The sequence below is a fragment of the Tessaracoccus sp. OS52 genome, from assembly GCF_020687685.1.
Lineage (GTDB): Bacteria > Actinomycetota > Actinomycetes > Propionibacteriales > Propionibacteriaceae > Arachnia.
This window is the reverse complement of record NZ_JAJEWM010000001.1, coordinates 673,011-694,516: the sequence shown is the minus strand read 5'-3', so window position 1 is coordinate 694,516 and position 21,506 is coordinate 673,011. Positions and strand designations below refer to the sequence as shown.

Here is a 21,506-nt window from a genome sequence, read left to right as displayed (position 1 = left end):
AAGGGGAGGTTCCGACGCCGGCCACCCTCCCACCCGACGCGTTGGCCTCATCAGATCCCCTGCGTCAGCCTGTGGTGGGCGGCCTCGAGACGCAGGTCCCGGGCGAACCCGCGAGCGGTGGTGTCGGCGTCGATGACGGCCAGTTCCATGCCCGCGATCTCGGCCAGGTCCTCCCACATCTCGCGAGTCGTGCCGGTGGTCATCACGGTGTGGTGCGCCGCGCCGGCGGTGAGCCAGCATTCAGCCGACGTCGCGAAGTCGGGCTCGGGCACCCAGACGGCGCGCGCCACCGGCAGGTTGGGCAGCGGGGCGTCGGGTTCGACGTTCTCGACGACGTTCATGGTGAGCCGGAACCGCTCGCGCATGTCGCTCATCGCGATCACCAGCGCGGGGCCCGGGTCCGCGTCGAACACGAGGCGGACGGGGTCCTCCCGGTTGCCGATGCCGAGGGGGTGGATCTCAAGCCTGGGCTTCGACGTCGTCAGCGACGGGCAGATCTCCAGCATGTGGGCGCCCAGGATCTTCTCCTCGCCCGGGACCAGGTGGTAGCAGTAGTCCTCCATGAGCGAGGCGCCGCCGGGGAGTCCGTGGCCCATCACCTTGGCCGCGCGCACCAGGATGGCCGTCTTCCAGTCGCCCTCGCCGCCGAAGCCGTAGCCGTCGGCCATCAGCCGCTGCACCGCCAGCCCGGGCAGTTGCTTGAGCGCCCCGAGGTCCTCGAAGTTGGTGGTGAACGCTTCGAACCCGCCGTCGGTCAGGAACTTTCGCATGCCGATCTCCTGGCGGGCACCGTAGCGCAGCGACTCGTGGCGCTCCCCACCCTTGCGGAGTTCGGGAACGACGTCGTAGAGCTCCTCGTACTCAGCCACCAGCGCGTCGACGTCAGCGTCGTCGACAGCCTCCACCACGGCGACGAGGTCGTTGACACCCCAGGTGTTCACGGAGACACCGAGCCGGACCTCGGCCTCGGTCTTGTCGCCCTCAGTGACGGCGACGTTGCGCATGTTGTCGCCGAAGCGCGCCAGGCGGAGGTCGTGCAGCGCGTCCCAGCCGGCGGCGGCGCGGGCCCAGGTGCCCACCTTGGCCTGCACGGCGACGTCGGAGGCGTGGCCCACGACGGTGCGGCGCGCCTTGCCCATCCGGGAGACGATGTAGGCGAACTCACGGTCGCCGTGGGCAGCCTGGTTCAGGTTCATGTAGTCCATGTCGATCGTTGCCCACGGCAACTCGACCGCGGCCTGCGTATGCAGGTGGAGCAGCGGCTTGGCCAGCGCGCCCAGCCCGAGGATCCACATCTTGGCGGGTGAGAAGGTGTGCATCCATGTGATGACGCCGATGCAGTTCGGGTCCGCGTTGGCCGCCAGCATCTCCGCCCGGATGGCGTCGCGGTCCTTGAGGGTGGGGCGCCACACGATCTTCACGGGGATCTCGTCGGCACCGTCGAGCAGCGCCACGACCTGCCTGGACTGCTCTGCCACCTGCTCCAGGGTCTCGGGGCCGTAGAGGTCCTGGGACCCGGTCAGGAACCAGATCTCCAAGCCGTCGAATGGGTTGCGCATCACTTGCCTTCTTCCGGGTCGGTGGCCTGCTGGCCGTAAACGTTCTGGTACCTGTCGTAGAGGCGGGTCACGTCCGCGTCGTCGATGCGGACGGGCTCACCGAGCTGGCGCGAGATGTGGATGGTCCGCGCCACCTCCTCCACCATCACGGCCGCCTTGACGGCCGCCTGGGCGTCCTTGCCGATGGTGAAGGGGCCGTGGTTGGCCATGAGCACGGCGGGGCTGTTGGAGTTGCGCAGCGTCTCGACGATGCCGCGGCCGATCGAGTCGTCACCGATCAGCGCGAAGGGCCCGACGGGGATGTCGCCTCCGAACTCGTCGGCCATCATCGTGAGCACACACGGGATGGGTTCGCGCCGCGCGGCCCACGCTGTCGCGTAGGTGGAGTGGGTGTGGACCACCCCGCCCACCTCCGGCATGTGGCGGTAGACGTAGGCGTGGGCGGCGGTGTCCGACGAGGGTCGCAGGGAGTCCGGGGTGCCGTCGACGACCTTCTCGCCGTCGAGCGTGCACACCACCATGACGTCGGGGCCGAGCTCGTCGTAGGAGACCCCGGAGGGTTTGATGGCGAACAGGTCCATGCCCGGGACGCGCTCCGACACGTTGCCCGCGGTCCAGACCACCAGCTCGTTTCGGGGCAGCTCGACGTGTAGCCGGGCCACCCGTTCCCTGGTGGCGGCCACTGCGGCCTGTTGATTCGCCGACAGTTCGGCAAGGACGATGGTCATTTCGCCTCCTATGATGTGAACGCTCACATTACCATTGCGGGAGGATCCGCAACCGTTGTGGGGCGTGTCCGGACACAATGTCTGCGAATGCTCGGGCCCGCGCGGTCGGAGCGGCCCGCGACAGCTAGATTGAACCCACGGCACCGGCGACGGTGTGCGCGGATCTCGAAGGAGAGGTTGAAATGCAGGACGTCACGACAGCCCGCGAGGCCATCGCAGGTGGAGACACCTCGATGGGCATCGAGTTCGGCTCGACCCGCATCAAGGCGGTCCTCATCGGGCCAGACCACCAGCCACTGGCCACGGGGGGCTTCGACTGGAAGTCGACGCTGGCCGACGGGGTGTGGACCTACGACCTTGACGCCGTCTGGGCAGGGGTCCAGGCCGCCTACGCGGACCTCGCGGCCGACGTAGAGAAGACCTACTCCGTCGCGCTGGAGCAGGTGGGCTCGCTGGGAATCTCCGCCATGATGCACGGCTACCTCGCCTTCGACACCGACGGCGAACTCCTCGTGCCCTTCCGCACCTGGCAGAACACGATGACCTCCGAAGCCGCTCGCGAGCTGACCGAACTCTTCCAGCACAACATCCCCCAGCGCTGGAGCGTCGCGCACCTACACCAGGCCATCCTGGGTGGTGAGGAGCACGTCGGGCGGATCGACTACCTCACGACGCTGTCCGGCTACGTGCACTGGCGCCTGACCGGGGAGCGCGCGCTGGGCGTCGGCGATGCGTCCGGCATGTTCCCGATCGACGGCGCAACCGCCGACTACCACCGGCCGATGCTGGCCAGTTACGAGGACCTCGTCTCGAACCGCGGCTTCGGGTGGCAGCTCTCCGGCATCCTCCCGCGGGTGCTCTCGGCAGGGCAGGACGCAGGCACGCTGACCGAGGATGGTGCGCGGTTGCTGGACCCGTCCGGCAAGCTCCGCGCGGGCATTCCGCTCGCCCCACCCGAGGGTGACGCCGGCACCGGGATGGTGGCCACCAACGCCGTCGCGCAACGCACCGCCAACGTCTCGGCCGGCACCAGCATCTTCGCCATGGTGGTGCTGGAGGGTCCGCTGGGGGCCCTCCACGAGGAGATCGACCTGGTGACCACCCCTGCCGGGGACCTCGTCGCGATGGCGCACTGCAACAACGGGGCGCTTGACCTGCAGGCATGGGTCGGGTTGTTCGGCGAGGTCGCCAAGGCGCTGGGGTCCGAGGTCGACACCAACACGCTGTTCCAGACCCTCTACAGTTCAGCGCTCGAAGGCGACGCCGACGGGGGCGGCATGCTCGCCTACAACTACCTGGCAGGTGAGCACGTCGTCGGCATGGAGGCTGGCCGGCCGTTGTTCGTGCGGACCCCGAACAGCAAGTTCACGCTGGCGAACTTCATGCGCACCCACCTGTTCGCGGCACTTGGCGCGCTGCGCGTCGGCATGGACATCCTGATCAAGGACGAAGGCGTGCGCGTGGACTCTATGTTCGCCCACGGCGGCCTGTTCAAGACCAAGGGCGTGGCGCAGCGGTTCCTGGCCGCCGCGATGAACACCCCGGTGTCGGTGGGCGACGTCGCGGGCGAGGGCGGCGCCTGGGGCATGGCCCTGCTGGCGTCGTTCCTGCGCAGCGGCGAGTCCTCACTTGCCGACTGGCTGGCCACGTCGGTGTTCGCCGACGCCGCCGTCGAGACGGTGGAACCGGACCGGGCCGACGTCACGGGCTTCGAGGAGTTCATGGAGCGCTACCGCGCTGGCCTGGCAATCGAACGAGCTGCCATCGACGCGCTGACCGCCTGAGCTGCCTCAGTCGCCGACCAGGTGCTGCTCCAGGCGCTCGCGCGTGGCGCCGGGCAGCGCCGTCGGGCGCAGTTGGGGGTCCGCGCAGACCAGAATCGTGCGGCCGCGGGCGAACACCTCACCGGAGTCGGGATCGAAGATCTCCGAGGCCAGTGTGATCGAACTGGAGCCCAGCCGCGCGGGAGCGGTCCGCACCGCGTACGGCGCCATCCGGTGGGACAGCTGGGCCACGTAGTCGACGTCCTGGCGCGCCACCAGCCACAGGTACTCGGCGCCCTGCGTGCCGACGCGGGCCATCGTCGGATCCCAGCCCGATGTGGCGGTCACCCGGGCCTGCTGCAGGTAGTCGTAGGTCTTGGAGTTGTTGACGTGGCCGAACGAGTCGAGGTCGGACCAGCGGACGTGGAGATCGGTGATCGTTCCCCGACCATCGAGGTGCGGGGTTCGCAACCCGCGCAGCGGTTCGACGTCCCCAAGGCGCGCCTTCAGGTAGTCGCGTGCTGCCGTCGGCAGCCGGGCGGGGCGGTCGGTTTCGAAATCGAAGGGACAAAGGACTGTGCGTGCCCGCGCGGCCAGGCGCTCGCCCTGGACCATCTCGTAGGCGATCTCGAATCGTGCACCCCCAACGGCGGCAACCACGAGCCTGATGTCCAGGCCGACGTCGGAGTAATCGACGGGCGCCTTGTACTCCACCTGGTGACCGACCACCACCACCCCGGACTCCAACAGGTCCGATGCCGGGCCGGCCATGAAGAAGGCGACGCGCGCTTCCTGCAGGTAGTCGACGACGACGGCGTTGTTCACGTGCCCCTGCGCATCGAGGTCGGACCAGCGCAGCGGGCAACGGAATTCGAACAAGTGCCTCAGTCCTCCGCGGGGAACAGCGACTCCACCACTTCGGCGTTGTTCTCGATCACGAGGTTGCGCCGGATCTTCTGGTTGGCCGTGACCGAGTCGTTGTCGACGGTCAGTTCGTGGTCGAGGATGGCGAACCTCTTGACGGTCTCCCAGCGCTCCAGCCTGGCGTTGACCTTCTCCATCTGGCGCTCGATCGAGTCACGGATGTCGGGCAGTTGGGTGAGTTCCTCGTAGCTGAGATGGCCGAGCTGGCGCTTCTCGGCCCACGTCTTCAGCAGGGCCGGGTCCATCACGAGGAGCGCTGCGACGTACTTGCGCCCCTCACCGACGGCCACTGCCTGCGACACGTAGGGGATGTTCGCGGTGATCGCCCCCTCCACCTTCTGCGGTGCGACGTACTTGCCACCGGAGGTCTTGAACAGGTCCTTCTTCCGGTCGGTGATCCTGAGGTTGCCGTCGTCGTCCAACTGGCCGATGTCACCGGTGTTGTACCAGCCCTCGGCGTCGATCACAGCGGCGGTCTTCTCGGGGAGGTTGTGGTAGCCAGGCGTGATGATGGGTCCGCGGACCAGGACCTCACCGTCCTCGGCGATCTTCAGCTCGCAGCCGGGAACCACCTTGCCGACGCTGCCGAACAACGGCTCGTCGGGGAGGTTGAGGCAGGCGATCGCGCTGGTCTCGGTGGCGCCGTAGCCCTCGACGATCAAGATGCCCGCGGAGTAGAACCATTCCTGCACCTGGGAGGAGAGCTTGGCCGAGCCGGAGATCATGAAGCGCAGACGCCCGCCCAGCTTCTCCTTCAGCTTGCTGAACACGAGCTTGTCGGCGATCTTGTACTGCACTCCCAGCGCACCGGGAAGCTCCTTGCCGGCCAACCGGTAGGGGTGGGACTTGCGACCCGTGGCGAACGCCCAACGTGCGATCCGGCCCTTGATCCCCTTGTTCCCCGTGAGGACGGCGGCCCGGACCTTCTCGAAGATGCGCGGGGCGCCACACATGAAGGTGGGCTTGACCTCACCGAGTCCGGCGACGATCCGGTCCAGCCGGCCATCGACCGCGGAGGTGAAGCCGTAGGCCAGTTGGACGGCGATGAGTGCCTTGCCGAAGACGTGGCTGAGCGGCAGCCACAGGTATTGCAGGTCCTCGGTGGACAGGACGTTCCAGTGCTTGGTGGCCGCACCCTCGTAGACCCACGAGACGTGGTTCAGCCGTACTCCCTTGGGGCGGCCGGTGGTTCCCGAGGTGTAGATGAGAGTGGCCAGGGTGTCGTGGTTGGTGCTGGCGACGGCATCGTCGACGACGCGGGCGTTGTCTGCCAGGAGCTTGCGTCCGGCGTCCCTGAGCTGGTCGTAGCTGATGACCCGGTCTGACAGTTCCACGCCGTCGGTGTCCAGCACGACGATGGTGTGCACCTGGGACGCAACCTCCGGGTCGGCGTCCACCTTGGCGGCCTGCTCGGCGTCCTCGGCCACCACGATCACGCTGCCGGAGTCTTTGAGGATGTAGTCGACGTCCCCGGCGGCCGTGTTCGGGTAGACGGTGGTGGTGGCGCCCGCCGCGCACGCGATGGCGAGGTCCAGGAAGATCCACTCGATGCGGGTGCCGGAGATGATCGCGACGCGCTGCTCGTAGGTGAGTCCACGCGACAGCAGCCCGGCAGCAAGCAGGTCCACCTCGTCCTTGGTCTGCGCCCAGGTGTGGTTGGTCCAGGTGTTGGGACCACTTGGCGCCTTGTCGGGCTCCATGAAGGCGACCACCTGCGGCGTCTCTGCCACGCGGTTGCGGAACATCTCCCCTACGGAGCTGGCGAATCCGAGCAGTTCATTCTGCAGGCTCATGTGTATCCCTCTCGTTCGGGCACATACTAGCCGTGCTGAACGTTTTCCTCCGGGATGAAGACGATTGAATCCTAAACCACTTTGGGATATGATGGGCTGATGGAAAAGACTCAATGGCTCTCCCACGAGCAACAGCAGGTTTGGCGCAAGTACCTGCGCGCAACCGCGCGCGTGAGCCAGTTCCTGGACGCCGACCTGCGCCGCTTCGGCCTGAACCTCGCAGAGTACGAGATCCTCGTCGCACTCTCGGAAGCAGACGGCCGCCGGATGCGGATGAGCGACCTTGCCGACGCGGTGCACCAGTCCCGCTCGCGCCTCACCCACACCGTCACCCGCCTCGAGCGCGACGGGCACGTCAGCCGCGTCACCTGCGCCTCGGACGGTCGGGGTGTCTGGGCCGAGCTCACTGGCAAGGGCTTCTCCCTGCTGGAGGAGAGCGCCCCCAGGCATGTGACCGCCGTCCGCAAGATCCTGATCGATCCGGTGGAGCCCGATGACCTGCAGGCCGTGGGCCGTGCGATGGAAGCTGTGCTGTCGGTGGCAGACTAGGGCGCATGCTCGTTGATGCCCTCACCCGTCTGCGTTCCGCTCTCGGTGGGGCCGCGTCGATCATCGACGACTCGACGCTGACCCGGGGCCTCTACTCCTCCGACGCCTCCCTCTACCGTGTGCCGCCCCTGGCGGTGGCAGCACCTCGTACCACCGAGGAACTCATCCAGCTGGTCCGCGCCGCCCTTACGGCCGGCATCCCCATCACGCCCCGCGGGGCGGGCACGTCCTGCGCCGGCAACGCCGTCGGTCCGGGGCTGGTTATCGACGTCGCCAAGCACCTGAACCGCATCCACTCCATTGACCCCGAAACCCGCACCGCCGTGATCGACCCCGGCGTTGTTCAGGACGCGCTGCAACGTGAGGCCAGGCCGCACGGGCTGAGACTGGGGCCGGACCCGTCGACGTCGTCGCGGTGCACCGTCGGGGGCATGATCGGCAACAACGCCTGCGGCCCCCGGGCGCTCGGCTACGGCCGCATGTCGGACAACGTCGTGGAACTCGAGGTGGTCACCGGCACCGGGGAGCTGCTCGTGCTGGGGCGCGACGACGTGGCGGGGCTGCGCGAGCTCGTCGCCGCCAACCTGGGGACCATCAGGACGCAGTTCGGGCAGTTCTCCCGTCAGGTGTCCGGCTATTCAATGGAACACCTGCTCCCGGAGAACCGGTTCGACCTGCCCAAGTTCTTCGCCGGGACCGAGGGCACGCTTGGCATCATCACGCGCGCCACGGTCCAACTGGTCACCGACGCACCCGAGCGGGTCGTCGTCGCGCTCGGTTACCCCACGATGGCCGACGCCGGTGACGACATCTCCAACCTGCTGGCCTTCAAGCCGGTGGCGTGCGAGGGCCTCGACCGTAGGATCCTGGACGTCGTCAGCCGCAAGCGTGGGCCCGGAGCCGTTCCCGACCTACCGGTCGGGGACGGCTGGATGTTCATCGAACTGGTGGGCGATGACCGCCGTGAGGTCCGTGGGCGGGCCGAGGCACTGCTCGAGGCCGCCACCGGCAGGGGCTGGCTCGTCGAGGACGCCGCGTCGGCCGCCGCCCTGTGGCAGTTGCGTGCCGACGGCGCCGGCCTAGCCGGGGTGAGTCTGGCCAAGCCGGCCTTCGCCGGCTGGGAGGACGCGGCCGTGCCCCCGGAACGGCTCGGGGACTACCTGCGAGACTTCGACGCCCTGCTCGACGAGCACGGGCTGCACGCTCTCCCCTACGGCCACTTCGGCGACGGCTGCGTCCACGCCCGGATCGACTTCCCCTTCGATGAGCCCGACGGCGCCGCGCGGTTCCGCGCGTTCATCGTCGCCGCCGCAGAGCTGGTGGGCGCCCACGGCGGCTCGATGTCGGGCGAGCACGGCGACGGCCGCGCCAGATCCGAGCTGCTGCCGAAGATGTACTCTCCGGAAGCCATCGAACTGTTCGGCGCGGTCAAGCACATCTTCGATCCCGACAACCTCCTCAACCCGGGTGTGCTGGTGGACCCGTCCCCGCTGGACGCCGATCTTCGGATGGTGGCGGTCACCCGCTCGCCACTGAACATCTCCGACCCGGAGTTCGTCGCGGCCGTCCACCAGTGCAGCGGCGTCGGCAAGTGCATCGCCGACAACACCGGCGCCGGTGGAGTGATGTGCCCCAGCTACCAGGCAACGCGCGATGAGAAGGACTCCACCCGCGGACGCTCCCGCATCCTGCAGGAGATGGTCAACGGGGACCTCGTCTCGGGTGGCTGGCGCAGCCCGGAGGTCCACGAGGCGCTGGACCTGTGCCTGTCGTGCAAGGGATGTGCCCGCGACTGCCCCACCGGCATCGACATGGCCGCGTACAAGTCGCGCGTGATCCACGAGACCTACAAGGGCAGGCTCCGGCCCCGCAACCACTACGCCCTCGGCTGGCTGCCGCGCTGGGGTCGGCTGATCACGGCGCTGCGCGGGAGCGGATCGCTGATCAACTTGGTGGGGCGCACGCCGGGACTCGGCCGGGTGCTGCGCTGGGGAGCCGGGGTGGACCACCGTCGCGAGATCCCCCGGTTCGCGAACCGGACCGCGAAGGGGCAGTTGAAGGCCCTCGTTGCGGCGCAGCGTCCTGCGCTGGAGTCAGCTTCCGGGCCTTCACCGACGCCGGGCCGCAAGGGCGAGGTGCTGGTCTGGGTGGACTCATTCTCCGACTGCTTCGAGTCGAACAACTTCGCCGCCGTAGTCCAGGTGCTGGTGCGGCTGGGCTACGAGCCGCGGGTGCTGAACAAGACCGCCTGCTGTGGGTTGACTTGGATCTCCACCGGGCAGCTCGACGGCGCCCGCCGTGAGATCGAGCGGGCCGCATCGGAGCTCGCGCCCTACGTCGCTGCCGGGACGCCGATCGTCGGGGTGGAGCCGTCCTGCACCGCGGTCTGGCGCGGGGACGCCGTCGAACTCCTGCCGGACAACGCCGACGTGCGAGCACTCCACGGCAACGTGCTGACCCTGGCTGAGTTCCTGGCGAAGGATCCCGACTTCAAGGCGCCGGACCTGAGCGGTCACACCATCGTCGCGCAACCCCACTGCCACCACGCGTCGGTGATCGGTTGGGAGGCTGACGCGGCCCTGCTGCGGGCCACCGGGGCTGACGTGCGCCGCGTGGGCGGCTGCTGCGGGCTCGCGGGCAACTTCGGCGTCGAGATCGGCCACCACGAGGTGAGCGTCAAGGTGTTCGAACACGACCTGCTGCCAGCGGTCGAGGAGGCTGGCGACGACGCGATCGTCCTGGCTGACGGCTTCAGCTGCCAGACCCAGCTGCGCACGCTCGCGGGCCGGGATTCCATGAGCCTCGCCGAACTGCTCGCAACCCACTGACCTTTGCCCACCCACCCGCTGATCGAGCAGCGCCCCACCCCGCTGATCGAGCAGCGCCCCACCCCGCTGATCGAGCAGCGCCGCGCGAGCGCAGCGAGCCGGCCGCGTGTCGAGATCAACACCCGCGCCCCACCCCGCTGACCGAGTAGCGCCCCACCCCGCTGATCGAGTAGCGCCCCACCCCGCTGATCGAGTAGCGCCGCGCGAGCGCAGCGAGCCGGCCGCGTGTCGAGATCAACACCCGCGCCCCACCCCGCTGACCGAGTAGCGCCCCACACCGCTGATCGAGTAGCGCCGCGCGAGCGCAGCGAGCCGGCCGCGTGTCGAGATCAACACCCGCACCCCACATCAGAGACCCGCCCCCTACTCATCCCGTCGATACTTCGACCGTGATAATCCAGGAAGATCGCCGTACCGCCCCTCGATCAGCGCCAGCCTCTTCGCCCGCGACCACTTCTGGATCTTCTTTTCCAACTCGAAGGCCTCTCCGACGTTGTCCGTCTCCGTCGCCCAGACCAGCTTCACAGGCAACCTCCGGGAGGTGTACTTGGCTCCGAGCCCGTTCATGTGCTGTTCGACGCGAGCCTCGAGATTGCGGGTACTGCCGACGTAGTACGAGTCGTCGCGGCATTGAAGGATGTACACCCAGGGCATGTCACCAATGATTCCGACTCAGCGGTCCGGATAGCCTGCCCCGAAACGAATCTGTGGATAAGACGGCTCCGGGCTCGGGTCTGATCTCGACACGCGGCCGGCTCGCTCCGCTCCCGCGGCGCTACTCGATCAACGGGACCGGCGGCCGGCTCGCTCCGCTCCCGCGGCGCTACTCGATCAACGGGACCGGCGGCCGGCTCGCTCCGCTCGCGCGGCGCTACTCGATCAACGGGACCGGCGGCCGGCTCGCTCCGCTCGCGCGGCGCTACTCGATCAACGGGACCGGCGGCCGGCTCGCTCCGCTACTCGATCAACGGAACTCAGTCACAACCGGAATCAGCGGGTCAGTCGGCGGTGCGCGGTCCGGTGCGGACGCGCGGCCTCGGGGCCGAGGCGCTCCACCTTGTTGATCTCGTAGTCAGCGTAGTTGCCCTCGAACCAGAACCAGCGCGGCTCGCCGTCCTCGTCCTCGCCCTCCCACGCCAGCATGTGCGTCGCGACGCGGTCCAGGAACCAGCGATCGTGGGAGATCACGACGGCGCAGCCCGGGAACTCCAGCAGTGCGTCCTCGAGGCTGGAGAGGGTCTCGACGTCGAGGTCGTTGGTGGGCTCGTCGAGGAGCAGCACGTTGCCGCCCTGCTTCAGCGTGAGGGCCAGGTTCAGTCGGTTGCGCTCACCTCCGGAGAGCACGCCGGCCTTCTTCTGCTGGTCCGGGCCCTTGAAACCGAAGCTCGCGATGTAGGCCCGCGATGGCATCTCGAAGTTGCCGACCTTAATGAAGTCCAGCCCGTCGGAGACCACCTGCCAGACGTTGTCCTCGGGGTTGATGCCGGCACGGTTCTGGTCGACGTAGCTGAAGCTGACGGTCTCGCCGATCTTGACGTCGCCGGAGTCGGGTTCCTCCTGACCTGTGATGGTCTTGAACAGCGTGGTCTTGCCGACGCCGTTGGGGCCGATGATGCCGACGATGCCCGCGCGCGGCAGCGTGAACGACAGGTCCTTGATCAGCACGCGGTCGTCGAAGCCCTTGGTGAGATCCCTGACCTCCAGCACCACTGAGCCAAGCCGGGGGCCGGAAGGGATGTTGATCTCCGCCGTATCAATCTTGCGGTTGCGATCGGCCTCGGCCGCCATCTCCTCGTAGCGCTGCAGACGAGCCTTGCTCTTCGCCTGGCGGGCCTTGGGCGACGAGCGGACCCACTCGAGCTCTCGCTCCAGGATCTTGGCCCGCTTCGCGTCCTTCTTGCCCTCGATCTGCAGGCGCGCCCGCTTGGTCTCAAGGTAGGTGGAGTAGTTGCCCTCGTACGGGTGCAGCTTGCCGCGGTCGATCTCGCAGATCCACTGTGCCACGTTGTCCAGGAAGTACCGGTCGTGCGTGACGGCCAGGACTGCGCCCGGGTAGCTCTTCAGGTGGCCTTCCAGCCAGTTCACAGACTCGGCGTCGAGGTGGTTGGTGGGCTCGTCAAGGAGCAGGAGGTCGGGCTGCTCGAGCAGCAGCTTGCACAGCGCGACGCGACGTCGCTCACCACCGGAGAGGACGTCGACGATGGTCTCCGGCGGCGGGCACTGGAGGGCATCCATGGCCTGGTCGAGGCGGGCGTCGATGTCCCAGGCGTTGTGGTTGTCCAACTCGGTCTGCAGATCACCCATCTCCGCCATCAGGGCGTCGAAGTCGGCGTCGGGCTCGGCCATCTCCTGGCCGATCTCGTCGAAGCGGCGCAGCTTGGCCTTGATGTCGGCCACAGCCTCCTCGACGTTCTCCTGGACGGTCTTGCCCTCGGTGAGCGGCGGCTCCTGCAGGAGGATTCCGACGGTGGCGCCCTTGGCCAGGTTGGCCTCGCCGTTGTTCGGGTGCTCCAGCCCGGCCATGATCTTGAGCATGGTGGACTTGCCGGCACCGTTCGGGCCGACGACACCGATCTTGGCTCCGGGGTAGAAGGACAGCGTGACGTCGTCGAGGATGACCTTCTCGCCCGCGGTCTTGCGGACCTTGTACATGGTGTAGATGAACTCAGCCACTTGGGCGTTTCTCCTTTGTCGGGGACCGCAGGCCAGTATGCCAGCTTGCCGCCCACAGCCCCATTTCGTGGGGGCTACCGAAGCGCTGAGACGAGCTCCCTGGCCCTGGAATAGCGGGCAAGCTCGGCCTTGGCAGGTTCCAGCACATCGCGCTCACCCACGTGCGCCACCCGACGTCGCAGCACACCCCGCGCACGCCGTTCGGCCGCCCGCGCCCCGAGCCCCACGAACACCCGTGAGAACACCGACAGAAGCAGCCCGACGGCGAGTCCGCCGAAGACGAGCACCGTCGGCAGGGGTACCTCCAGCCCGTTGGGGAGGACCAGCGGAACCCCTGGAAGGGGTGGCAGACCGAAGTAGGCCAGTACGACGTTGATGGTCAGCCACAGCGCGCCGACGGCCACTGCCGCGATCAGGAGCCACTGCACCACCCGCAGGAGTTGCCACCACACCGGCGTGCGTTCGGTCCCAAGGTCAGCGGTGACTATGGCCCGGTCGAGGGTGTCCGGGAGCGTGCCGGTGTTGGTGTGGACGGCGTCGTGGACCGCCTGCTGCCAGGGCGCCGGCATTCCCTCGCCCAGTTGGCTCGACAACGTCCTGAGGCCTGTGCGCAACTGCGCGTCGGCAACACTCCCCCGCATCGGGAGCGAGCTGCGCTCCGTCACCGCGGGTTCGATCTCACCCTTGGCCCTGCGCCCGCCGATGCGCAGGCGGCGCAGCGGATCCGGCCGGAACCGACCCAGCCACTTCACCAGGGGCCAGCCGGTGGCGAGTTGACCGCGGTGCACCATCGAGCGGCGGACCGCGTCGGTCACCAGTGGGACGCCGGCCGACGCCTCGAGGCTGCGGTTGAGCGTCGCGACGACGGCCGGCGACGGCGAACCCGGCTCCCCGCCCGCGGTGGCATCGTCGAACCGCCTCGTCAGGGTGGTGACGTCGGCATTCAGGCGGGCGACGGCGGCGGTCTTCCTCGCCGCCATGTCCGCCAACCTGTCCCGAAGTTCCTCGACACCCTGCCCCGTACGAGCGCTCGTGGCCAGCAGGGGGACGTCGTGCAGACCATCGTCGTGCAGGAGGCGGCGCAGGTCCTTCAAGCACGCGGCGAGCTCGTCCCGGCTGAGTTTGTCTGCCTGGTTGAGCACCACGGTGATCACGTCTCGGTAGCCCGCCAAGGGACGCAGGTAGCGCTGGTGAATTGCGGCGTCGGCGTACTTCTGGGGATCCACCACCCAGACGAACTGGTCAACCAGCCTGACCATCTTGTCCACCTCCGCGTGATGGGACAGCTCTGTCGAGTCGTGGTCCGGCAGGTCCAGCAGCACCAGGTTCTCCTGGCCCTTGTGTGCGGGCGGCATCTCGTTGCGCCGCTTGACTCCCAGCCAGTCCAGGAGGGCGACGTTGGTGGGACCGAAGCTGACCGCGAACGACTCCGACGTAGTGGGACGGCGGGCACCGACGGCAGCGAGGTCCCTGCCTGCGATGGCGTTGAACAGCGAGGACTTGCCCGACCCTGTGGCGCCCGCCAGCGCGACGACGGTCTGCTCACCGAACCTCAGCCGCTTCCCGGCGCGGTCGGTGACGTCCCTCGCCCCCGAGGACAACTCGGCCGGCACCCGCCCGTCGGTGACCTCGCGGAGTTCCCGAAGGAGCGCAAGGCGATCCGTGAGCGACTTCGCCTTCATCAGTAGCCCTCCGGCCTCGTGAGGTCGTCGAAAGCTCCACGACTGGCAGCCTGCAACTGGTCGGCCGCGTCCTCGAGCCTGGCCGCGGCCGCGTCCTCGATGCTCAGGGTGGCCAGGACGTCCTCGAACCGGGCGAGCTGGGTGGCCAGCAGCCCCTCGATCCGGGCGTCGAGATCCGCCTTGGCCCTGGTGGCCAGGCGGCGCACGGCATCCTCACCGAAGACGCCCTCCAGGATCCGCTGGGCAAGCAGGGAGGTTCCGCCCGCGATCCCGACCTCCGCCGTGGTGAGCCCACCTGTGGTGGCGAACACCAGGATGATCAGCGCAGCACCGATGGCGTTGGTCCCCAGTGCCAGGATGCGCGCTTTCACGCGCTTGCCGCGCCCCTCCTCGGAGACCAGTTCAAGCACCCCGGCCTGCCATTCCCGGATGGTGCGGGTGGCCATTTCGTTGAAGTCCGGCGTCGGTCTGGCGAGCTCCGGGGAGACCGAGACGATGTCGCGTCCCCAGGGTGTCAGCGACCAGTGCGAGACGGCGTTCTCGCACGCTGCCTGCCCGTGCTCGACGATGAGCGCGGCCAGCCCGTCGGAGATGGCGACCTGCACCTCCGCGGCTTGCTGCTCCCCGCGGAACCAGCCGGTGAGACGGTCGCGCCAGGCCGAGATCTGCTTCTCGATCCCCCGCATGAACTCCCCGGTACCCACGAAGTCCTGCCAACGGCTCAGCACCTCACCGCGCAGCATGGTGCCGTCGCTCGTGGCTCGGGCGATCGCGTCACGCGCATCCCGGAACTGCTGCTCCGCGCCGCGTCGGAGATCCGCGACCGCCTCCACCTGGCGGCGGGCCCCCGCAGCCAGTGCGCGCAGTTGCGGGTCGATGGCCTTGACCGTCCCAGCGAGGGTCTGGACCGCGACGTCGGCGCGGGCCTCGCTCTGGGCGGCGAGCCCACCGAGCCAACCGCGGATCGGCTGGACCTCCGCTGGGGGGACCATCCCGTCGTCGCCGAGATGGTGCTCCGCGACGGCGAACAACCGGGCCGCGTGGACCCCGCGTTCGGCGAGCATCTGCCCCAGATGGCCGAGCAGGTCCTGCATGGACTCGGGTGGGCAGCGGTTGAGGACAACTGAGACGACGGCGTTGCGCGCAGCCGCCTGCGCGAGCACCTCCCAGCCCACGAGGTCGGCGTAGCGGGCGGCTGAGGTGACGAACAGCCAGAGGTCCGCGGCCTGGAGCAGCTGACGGGCGAGGCGGCGGTTCTCGTCGTCGACAGAGTCGATGTCAGGAGCATCCAGCAGGGCCAGGCCCGAGGGCAGCCCGGCGAACGGGACGATCTGCAGTGCCCGCGAGTCGTGGACCTGCGTCTCGCTGCGCACCAGCCCGGGCAGGGTTCGACCGGAGCGGAACCAGTTCGCGTCGTCTGGGTGGCAGATGAGGACGGGCGACTTCGTGGTGGGACGCAGGACGCCCGGCCTGGTGAGCGCAGCGCCAAGGATGGAGTTCACGATCGTCGACTTGCCTGCGCCCGTGGAGCCACCGACCACCGCCAGCAACGGTGCGTCGAGGGCAGCCGCCCGGGGCAGCAGGTAGTCCCGCAGCTGGTTCGCAAGGGATGTCGCGAGTTGGCGAAGTTCCGTCGACCCGTCGAGCGGCAACGGGAACTGGGCGACCGGCAGCGTGGCGTCCAGGTGCTCGAACGCCTGCGCCAACTGCTGCGGCCCGCTCATCGCGGTGCGGGCCAGTTCCCCCCGATGCCGGCGGGGCCGGGGGCCTGCGGCGGCGGGAGAGTCGACTTGGGTTTGCGCTTGCGGGGCGGGAAGACCTTCAGTCCGGCCGTGTCCGTCAGGGCGGTGGGCCGGAGCTCCTCAATCTCGTGGATCAGTTCGTGCGCTCGCCAGTCACCCGCGGTGGCGACCAATCCGCGGGTGCGACCCTCGCGCAGGTAGGCCAGCTCGGTCATGCGACGCATGAACTTCGCCGTGGCCCACCACTTCCGGGGTCCACGAAAGATCCCCGCCAGATGGAGTTTCATCCGCTTGAACGGGCTCGAGAACACCACGAGGTCGCGGTCGGTCAGCCAACCGACTCGTCTGTAGTCCCCCAGACGACGTCGGATCAGCTGGGCCTGGGCCACCACCGTCAGGACGAGGAACAGCGTGAGGACGGCGACGAGCCCCAGGGCCATGTACCACTGGGTCTTCAACTGGTCCGGAGCGTTGGTGGACGCGACACCGTTGAACAGCATGTGCCCACCCGACGCCGCCACGAAGCCGCCGAGCGGCGCGGCCACCCGGACGATCTTGCTGCGCGCCGCGAGGCCAATGGCCAAGCCGAACGCGGTCATCATCCCGAACAACGGATGGCCGAAGGAGGTGTAGACGCCCCGCAGCATCACCAGTTCCATAACTTCGGCGTACGGGTCCTCGATGCCGATGGTGTTGGTGGCGTAGACCACCGTGCGGGCGTAGTAGATGATGTTCTCCACGAACGCGAACCCAATTGCCGACAGCCCCGCCAGTGTGACGATGCTCAGCCGCGAGACGATCTGGCGACGGTTCAGGATGACCAGCAGGAAGAGCACCGTCGCCTTGGTGGACTCCTCGACGAACGGCGCGATGAAGATGGCCGCTCTGGTGCCCATGTCCGCGTTCGCGTCGGTGGTGGCCATCATCTGGCCGGCCCAGGAATTTGCGTGGATGGACATCCACGTGGAGGCGCACGCCCCCCAGGCGAAGGTCAGCAGCCACACGAGCGGACGTTGTGGGCGGAACCGGTCCAGCCACAGGAAGAGCAGGAAGTAGGCGATGGCAGTCCACATCGCCCAGAACGCGGCGAACCGCAGCGAGTCGTGGTTGAGGCCCAGCGCCACTGTGCCGTCGGGGAACGTCGTGTCGGGGTGCAGCATCCGGTACTGGTCCCACAGCCCGTAGGCGTAGAACGGGAGCAGCACCACCGTCAGCCAGAACAGGGGGCTGCGGAGCATCCGCCGGTACCAGGGCAGTCTCGGCCCGGGCACCCGCGGCACCCCGGACAACCAGCGTTCCCGGTTCTGGATCTGGACGGTAGACATGATGCTGAACAGACTAGCGGGCGGCACCGACGGCGACGCTGCTGCGACTCAGTCGCCCCCCACACTCCCAGTCGGCTCATGGCGTTCTGACAGCTTCGTGACAGGTGGGGAGTGGAACGTTGCTGTCATCGGGCATCCGCTCCGGTGCAGGACGGAAGGAAGAACATGTTCAACAAGAAGATCACCGCCATCTCCACCGCTGCGATCGCAGCTGGACTCGGACTTGGGGCTGTGCAGCTCGCCAACGCCGAGACTCCCACCCCCACCCCTGATACGACGGCGTCCCCCTCGGCGACCGCGTCGGCGGCTACCGAGGACGACCAAGCCTTCGGCAGGGGGCGACACGGGGCCATGGGCCACGGCCAGGACCTCGCAGAACTGGCGGAGAAGCTGGGCGTCGCTCAGGCTGATCTCGAGGCCGCCTTTGAAGCAGCACGGGATGAGGTCGGGATTCCGGAAATGGGTGCGGGGCGCCCAGCTGACCGCAGCGGCATGGTGGACAGCGAGCACCGCACGGCCATCGTCGAAGCCGTCGCGTCCGAACTCGGCCTCACTGCCGATGAGGTGACCGAGGCGATGGATGAACTCCGCGCCGAGCACCAGGCGCAGCGTGCCGAGTCGGACCAGGAGGTCCTGGACAGTGCGGTCAGCGCGGGCACGTTGACCCAGGCCGAGGCCGACGCGGTGGCGAAGGCGATCGAGGAGGGCATCGTCCACGTCCGCGGCGGGGGTCCCAACCGCTGACGTGATCAACGCGGGTGAAACTCCGGCCCAGCTGGGCCGGGGTTTCGCCCGTTCCGGATCAGGCGACGGTTTCTGCGTCAGCCTGGCGCCGCCGTCGGACCAGGACATAGACGACCACAGCGACAACGATTGCGGTCAGAGCGCCGATGACGTACGGATTCCCGGCAGCAGCGCTGATCGCCGCTGCCCAGACCGCGAATCCAATGGTGGTGTAGATGGTTGCCCACGCGAGGGCGCCGGGCACCTGCGCGAGTGTGAAATGCCACACCTTGAGGCGCAGTACCCCGGCAGAGGCGATGATCACGGTCTGCAGCCCCACCGTGAGGTACGCGAACGGGACGATGGACAGCCCGAACTTGCGCACCAAGCGTGAACCCTTGGCGATGGAGTCGCCCTGGAGCCAGTCGTGCACGGTCCTGCGCCACCCAGAGGTGGGGTGGGTCCGCTTGAGCGACTGCTCCGTGACCACCCTGGCGATCCAGTAGGTCGCCTGGCCGCGCACCATGGCCCCGAAGAAGAACAGGATGAACGTGATCCAGAACGGGAAGTTGCTCCAGGATTCAGGCATCAGCGCTCGGGCCAAATCTGTGGCGGGGTGACTTGAAAGGCACTTCGGAGGAGGACTCGTTCAAGGCTGCCTCCACTCCGTTTCAATACCCCCAACCATATTTGGCAACGCCATCGTTTCGCAACTTTGTTCACCGCTGGATGACACCGGAGTAGTCTCCGGCAAGGAGGCGCAATGAGAGACTTTTTCGGGCAGATGGACCCATGGAAGCGCGACGACGGAGCGCTGCACCTTTACGTGCTGCCGGACGACGAGGCGATCGACCGTGTGGCGGCGACGCAGCGCCTGCTGGCAGGGATGGATGAGCTCCCGCCGATGCCTGCGCCCTACCTGCATGCCACCGTCCAGCGGCTCGCGCAGTTCGACGACGAGCTGACGCAGGTGGAGCTGAGCCGTCTTGGTGACGCGCTGACGGCTGCCCTGAGGGACGTGCCGACATTTGAGCTCGAGTTCGGGGATCCCCGCGTCGAGGAGTCCGCCGTGGTCTGCCACGCCGAGGCGAACGAGGGGTGGGATCGGCTGCTGGCTGCAGTCGTCACCGGCTTGGGTGACGCCCTGCCCGGCGAGTTGCCCGAACCACCGCGCGGACCCCACGTCTCGCTGGCCTACGCAAAGGGAGACGTCAGCGACGACGAGGTCACGGCCCGCCTCGCGGAGGCACCACGCGTCGGGACCCTGCGCGTCGACGCCGTTCACCTGGTATCGGTCACGGTGCGGCCGGAGGTCGGTATTTTCGACTTCACCCACCTGGCGAGTTGGGATCTGGCCTGACCCGCCCGGTGGGAGGCGGACCGGCCATGTCCACGGCTATCATCGGATGCCTGCCCCTGTAGCTCAGCGGATAGAGCGCCTGCCTTCTAAGCAGTCGGCCGCAGGTTCGAATCCTGCCGGGGGCGCTTGCAGTCAAGCGGGAAGGTTGGCGATGGCGTAGTCGGCCTCAGCTGTCGTGAACTTCCCCCCGTAATCGGATGTCAACTGGTCCCAGATTCCAGCGCTCGACATCGACAGGGTGTCGCGGTAGGAAATGGCCGCCTCAAGCGCCTCCTCATTCCAGTCGACCACGACGTTGTCGACAGCATACTGCGCGGCGTCCGCGGCGAACTTGTTGCCGAAATCGGATGTCAGTTGGTCGAACAGTCCGGCCTTGCTGAACGGCATGAACCGCAGGTAATTCTCCGCGGCACCCAGCGCAGCGCGGAATTCCGCAGGTACGTCGTCGTTGACGGCGGGTTCGCTGCTGGTGACGACGGGTGTCGGCTGCTCCGGGGGTGTTTCAACGACGACCAGGTTGCCTTCGGGCACTTCAGCTGTCTCGGTGATCGTGATTGTCGCGGCCGGCGCGGCCTCCCCCTCGACTGTCTCCGTGGCGGTGGCCGTCACCGTGACCGTGGTTTGCGCAGCCGGGTCAGCGTCCGACCCGCCGGCAGCGGCGGAGCCGATCCCCACGCCCACAACACCGGCCACTACAGCGACGAGCCAACCCCGCTTCCACAATGGGGTCTTCGACATCACCGCCGCCGGCTGGGGTTGCGGGGTCGCAACGTAGTGGGGGTGCGGGTTGCTGGGTGGCGGTTGCCAACCGCTCGGAGGCTGCTGCGTCATTGTTGGTCCTCTCATACGGTGAGGATCGCCGTCGATCCCCGCCCCGGATATTTGATTGTCCCAGACCGCTCCCTGGCGTCCCGGGCCGGGGTCGGCCAATCGTCCCCGCGGCGTCCAATGTCAATGCCCCTCTTTCAGGCCGCAAGCAATGCTGCGCGCGATCGAAGGGACCGGCCGGACAGACGGGCGATGCGAACTGTCGGCGCGTGGGCCTACTGTGTAGGCCATGAGTGACGAACTGGTGTGGATCGACTGCGAGATGACCGGGCTGGACCTGACAGGAGACGCGCTCATCGAGCTTGCGGTGCTGGTCACCGACTCCGAACTCAACGTGCTGGGCGACGGCGTGGACATCCTCATCAAGCCCTCGGACGAGCAACTGGCCAACATGGGTGACTTCGTCCGCGAGATGCACACCAAGTCAGGTCTGCTGGAACAGCTGTCCCAGGGACTCACACTGGAGGAGGCCCAGGCCCAGGCCTTGGCCTACATCAAGGAGCACGTTCCGACGTCGCGCAAGGCACCCATGGCCGGTAACACCATAGGCACGGACCGCTCCTTCCTCGCCAGGGACATGCCCGAGCTCGAACAGTGGGTCCACTACCGCAACGTCGACGTCTCATCGGTCAAGGAACTCGCCCGCCGCTGGTACCCGAAGGTGGTCTACCAGGCGCCGGTGAAGATGGGCAACCACCGCGCACTCGCCGACATCCAGGAGTCAATCGAGGAGTTGCGCTACTACCGGGAGGCGCTGTTCGTCCCCCAGCCCGGCCCAACGTCTGCGGAGGCTCGCGTCATCGCCGCCCGGCACCAGGGCACCCTGACCAACAACGCTCTGGGAAGCGGCGCCAGCGGTTAGGCCCGGGTGGCCGCAGCCCCGGTTTCGTACCAATCGCACTGATGCGCTATCGTTGTTCGTCGCTGACCCACACCACTGGGTCAGCACCTTGGTGGGTATAGCTCAGCTGGTAGAGCACCTGGTTGTGGTCCAGGATGTCGCGGGTTCAAGTCCCGTTACTCACCCCA

General features: G+C 67.9%; 18 protein-coding genes and 2 tRNA genes. 9 read left to right on the top strand and 11 right to left on the bottom strand.

Going from position 1 to position 21,506, the window contains the following annotated elements:
* Positions 1-50 precede the first annotated feature (50 nt).
* Positions 51-1,559, bottom strand: a complete 1,509-nt coding sequence (araA, locus tag LKO27_RS03205; protein ID WP_227735444.1) for an L-arabinose isomerase — start codon at positions 1,557-1,559, stop codon at positions 51-53.
* Entirely contained in the window at positions 1,559-2,287 is a 729-nt protein-coding gene (locus tag LKO27_RS03200; RefSeq protein ID WP_227735443.1) for an L-ribulose-5-phosphate 4-epimerase, read from the bottom strand. Before LKO27_RS03200 ends, araA begins: the two co-directional genes overlap by 1 nt.
* A 182-nt stretch (positions 2,288-2,469) precedes the next feature.
* On the opposite strand from LKO27_RS03200, the gene LKO27_RS03195 reads away from it, so the two are divergent.
* Positions 2,470-4,071 (top strand): xylulokinase, encoded by a 1,602-nt coding sequence (locus LKO27_RS03195; protein ID WP_227735442.1) that lies wholly within the window; start codon positions 2,470-2,472, stop codon positions 4,069-4,071.
* 6 nt (positions 4,072-4,077) lie between these two features.
* On the opposite strand, the gene LKO27_RS03190 is transcribed toward LKO27_RS03195, so the two are convergent.
* Together LKO27_RS03190 and LKO27_RS03185 are read right to left on the bottom strand one after the other, a co-directional pair.
* Positions 4,078-4,929 (bottom strand): thioesterase family protein, encoded by an 852-nt coding sequence (locus tag LKO27_RS03190; RefSeq protein ID WP_227735441.1) that lies wholly within the window; start codon positions 4,927-4,929, stop codon positions 4,078-4,080.
* 5 nt (positions 4,930-4,934) lie between these two features.
* Positions 4,935-6,767 carry a long-chain fatty acid--CoA ligase gene (locus tag LKO27_RS03185; protein ID WP_227735440.1) on the bottom strand — a complete coding sequence of 611 codons (1,833 nt, stop codon included), beginning with the start codon at positions 6,765-6,767 and terminating at the stop codon, positions 4,935-4,937.
* A 99-nt stretch (positions 6,768-6,866) separates the two neighbouring features.
* On the opposite strand from LKO27_RS03185, the gene LKO27_RS03180 reads away from it, so the two are divergent.
* From LKO27_RS03180 to LKO27_RS03170, 3 genes are read left to right on the top strand one after another with little or no spacing between them, the layout of a single operon-like run.
* The gene (locus tag LKO27_RS03180; protein ID WP_227735439.1) at positions 6,867-7,316 is read left to right on the top strand and encodes a MarR family winged helix-turn-helix transcriptional regulator; all 450 of its coding nucleotides are present in this window, start codon (positions 6,867-6,869) and stop codon (positions 7,314-7,316) included.
* 5 nt (positions 7,317-7,321) lie between these two features.
* Positions 7,322-10,144 (top strand): FAD-binding and (Fe-S)-binding domain-containing protein, encoded by a 2,823-nt coding sequence (locus LKO27_RS03175; protein WP_227735438.1) that lies wholly within the window; start codon positions 7,322-7,324, stop codon positions 10,142-10,144.
* A gap of 3 nt (positions 10,145-10,147) precedes the next feature.
* Positions 10,148-10,285 (top strand): hypothetical protein, encoded by a 138-nt coding sequence (locus LKO27_RS03170; RefSeq protein WP_227735437.1) that lies wholly within the window; start codon positions 10,148-10,150, stop codon positions 10,283-10,285.
* Between the two features lie 222 nt (positions 10,286-10,507).
* Here the strand turns inward: LKO27_RS03170 and LKO27_RS03165 are convergent, their stop codons facing one another.
* The 5 genes from LKO27_RS03165 to LKO27_RS03145 all read right to left on the bottom strand — a co-directional run bounded on the left by LKO27_RS03165 (position 10,508) and on the right by LKO27_RS03145 (position 17,566).
* Positions 10,508-10,798 (bottom strand): GIY-YIG nuclease family protein, encoded by a 291-nt coding sequence (locus LKO27_RS03165; RefSeq protein ID WP_227735436.1) that lies wholly within the window; start codon positions 10,796-10,798, stop codon positions 10,508-10,510.
* 336 nt (positions 10,799-11,134) lie between these two features.
* The gene (gene ettA / locus LKO27_RS03160; RefSeq protein ID WP_227735435.1) at positions 11,135-12,817 is read right to left on the bottom strand and encodes an energy-dependent translational throttle protein EttA; all 1,683 of its coding nucleotides are present in this window, start codon (positions 12,815-12,817) and stop codon (positions 11,135-11,137) included.
* A gap of 74 nt (positions 12,818-12,891) precedes the next feature.
* Positions 12,892-14,499: a GTPase gene (locus LKO27_RS03155; RefSeq protein ID WP_227735434.1), complete on the bottom strand. Its 1,608-nt coding sequence runs from the start codon at positions 14,497-14,499 to the stop codon at positions 12,892-12,894.
* Positions 14,499-16,223 (bottom strand): ABC transporter, encoded by a 1,725-nt coding sequence (locus LKO27_RS03150; RefSeq protein ID WP_227735433.1) that lies wholly within the window; start codon positions 16,221-16,223, stop codon positions 14,499-14,501. The genes LKO27_RS03155 and LKO27_RS03150 overlap by 1 nt, the downstream gene beginning before the upstream one ends.
* Entirely contained in the window at positions 16,220-17,566 is a 1,347-nt protein-coding gene (locus LKO27_RS03145) for a PrsW family intramembrane metalloprotease (RefSeq protein ID WP_227735432.1), read from the bottom strand. The genes LKO27_RS03150 and LKO27_RS03145 overlap by 4 nt, the downstream gene beginning before the upstream one ends.
* A 165-nt stretch (positions 17,567-17,731) precedes the next feature.
* Between LKO27_RS03145 and LKO27_RS03140 the strand changes: the two genes are divergently transcribed.
* Positions 17,732-18,310 (top strand): hypothetical protein, encoded by a 579-nt coding sequence (locus tag LKO27_RS03140; RefSeq protein ID WP_227735431.1) that lies wholly within the window; start codon positions 17,732-17,734, stop codon positions 18,308-18,310.
* A gap of 58 nt (positions 18,311-18,368) precedes the next feature.
* On the opposite strand, the gene LKO27_RS03135 is transcribed toward LKO27_RS03140, so the two are convergent.
* Positions 18,369-18,878 carry a DedA family protein gene (locus tag LKO27_RS03135; RefSeq protein WP_227735430.1) on the bottom strand — a complete coding sequence of 170 codons (510 nt, stop codon included), beginning with the start codon at positions 18,876-18,878 and terminating at the stop codon, positions 18,369-18,371.
* A 174-nt stretch (positions 18,879-19,052) separates the two neighbouring features.
* Between LKO27_RS03135 and LKO27_RS03130 the strand changes: the two genes are divergently transcribed.
* Positions 19,053-19,649: a 2'-5' RNA ligase family protein gene (locus tag LKO27_RS03130; protein ID WP_227735429.1), complete on the top strand. Its 597-nt coding sequence runs from the start codon at positions 19,053-19,055 to the stop codon at positions 19,647-19,649.
* A 52-nt stretch (positions 19,650-19,701) separates the two neighbouring features.
* A tRNA-Arg gene (locus tag LKO27_RS03125) sits at positions 19,702-19,774 on the top strand.
* A 7-nt stretch (positions 19,775-19,781) separates the two neighbouring features.
* Here the strand turns inward: LKO27_RS03125 and LKO27_RS03120 are convergent.
* On the bottom strand, positions 19,782-20,324 hold the full coding sequence (locus tag LKO27_RS03120) for an Ltp family lipoprotein (RefSeq protein ID WP_227735428.1): 543 nt from the start codon (positions 20,322-20,324) through the stop codon (positions 19,782-19,784).
* Between the two features lie 382 nt (positions 20,325-20,706).
* Here LKO27_RS03120 and orn point away from each other — a divergent pair, with 382 nt between their 5' ends.
* Entirely contained in the window at positions 20,707-21,339 is a 633-nt protein-coding gene (orn, locus tag LKO27_RS03115; RefSeq protein WP_227735427.1) for an oligoribonuclease, read from the top strand.
* Positions 21,340-21,430: 91 nt separating this feature from the next.
* Positions 21,431-21,506: transfer RNA gene (locus LKO27_RS03110), tRNA-His, on the top strand.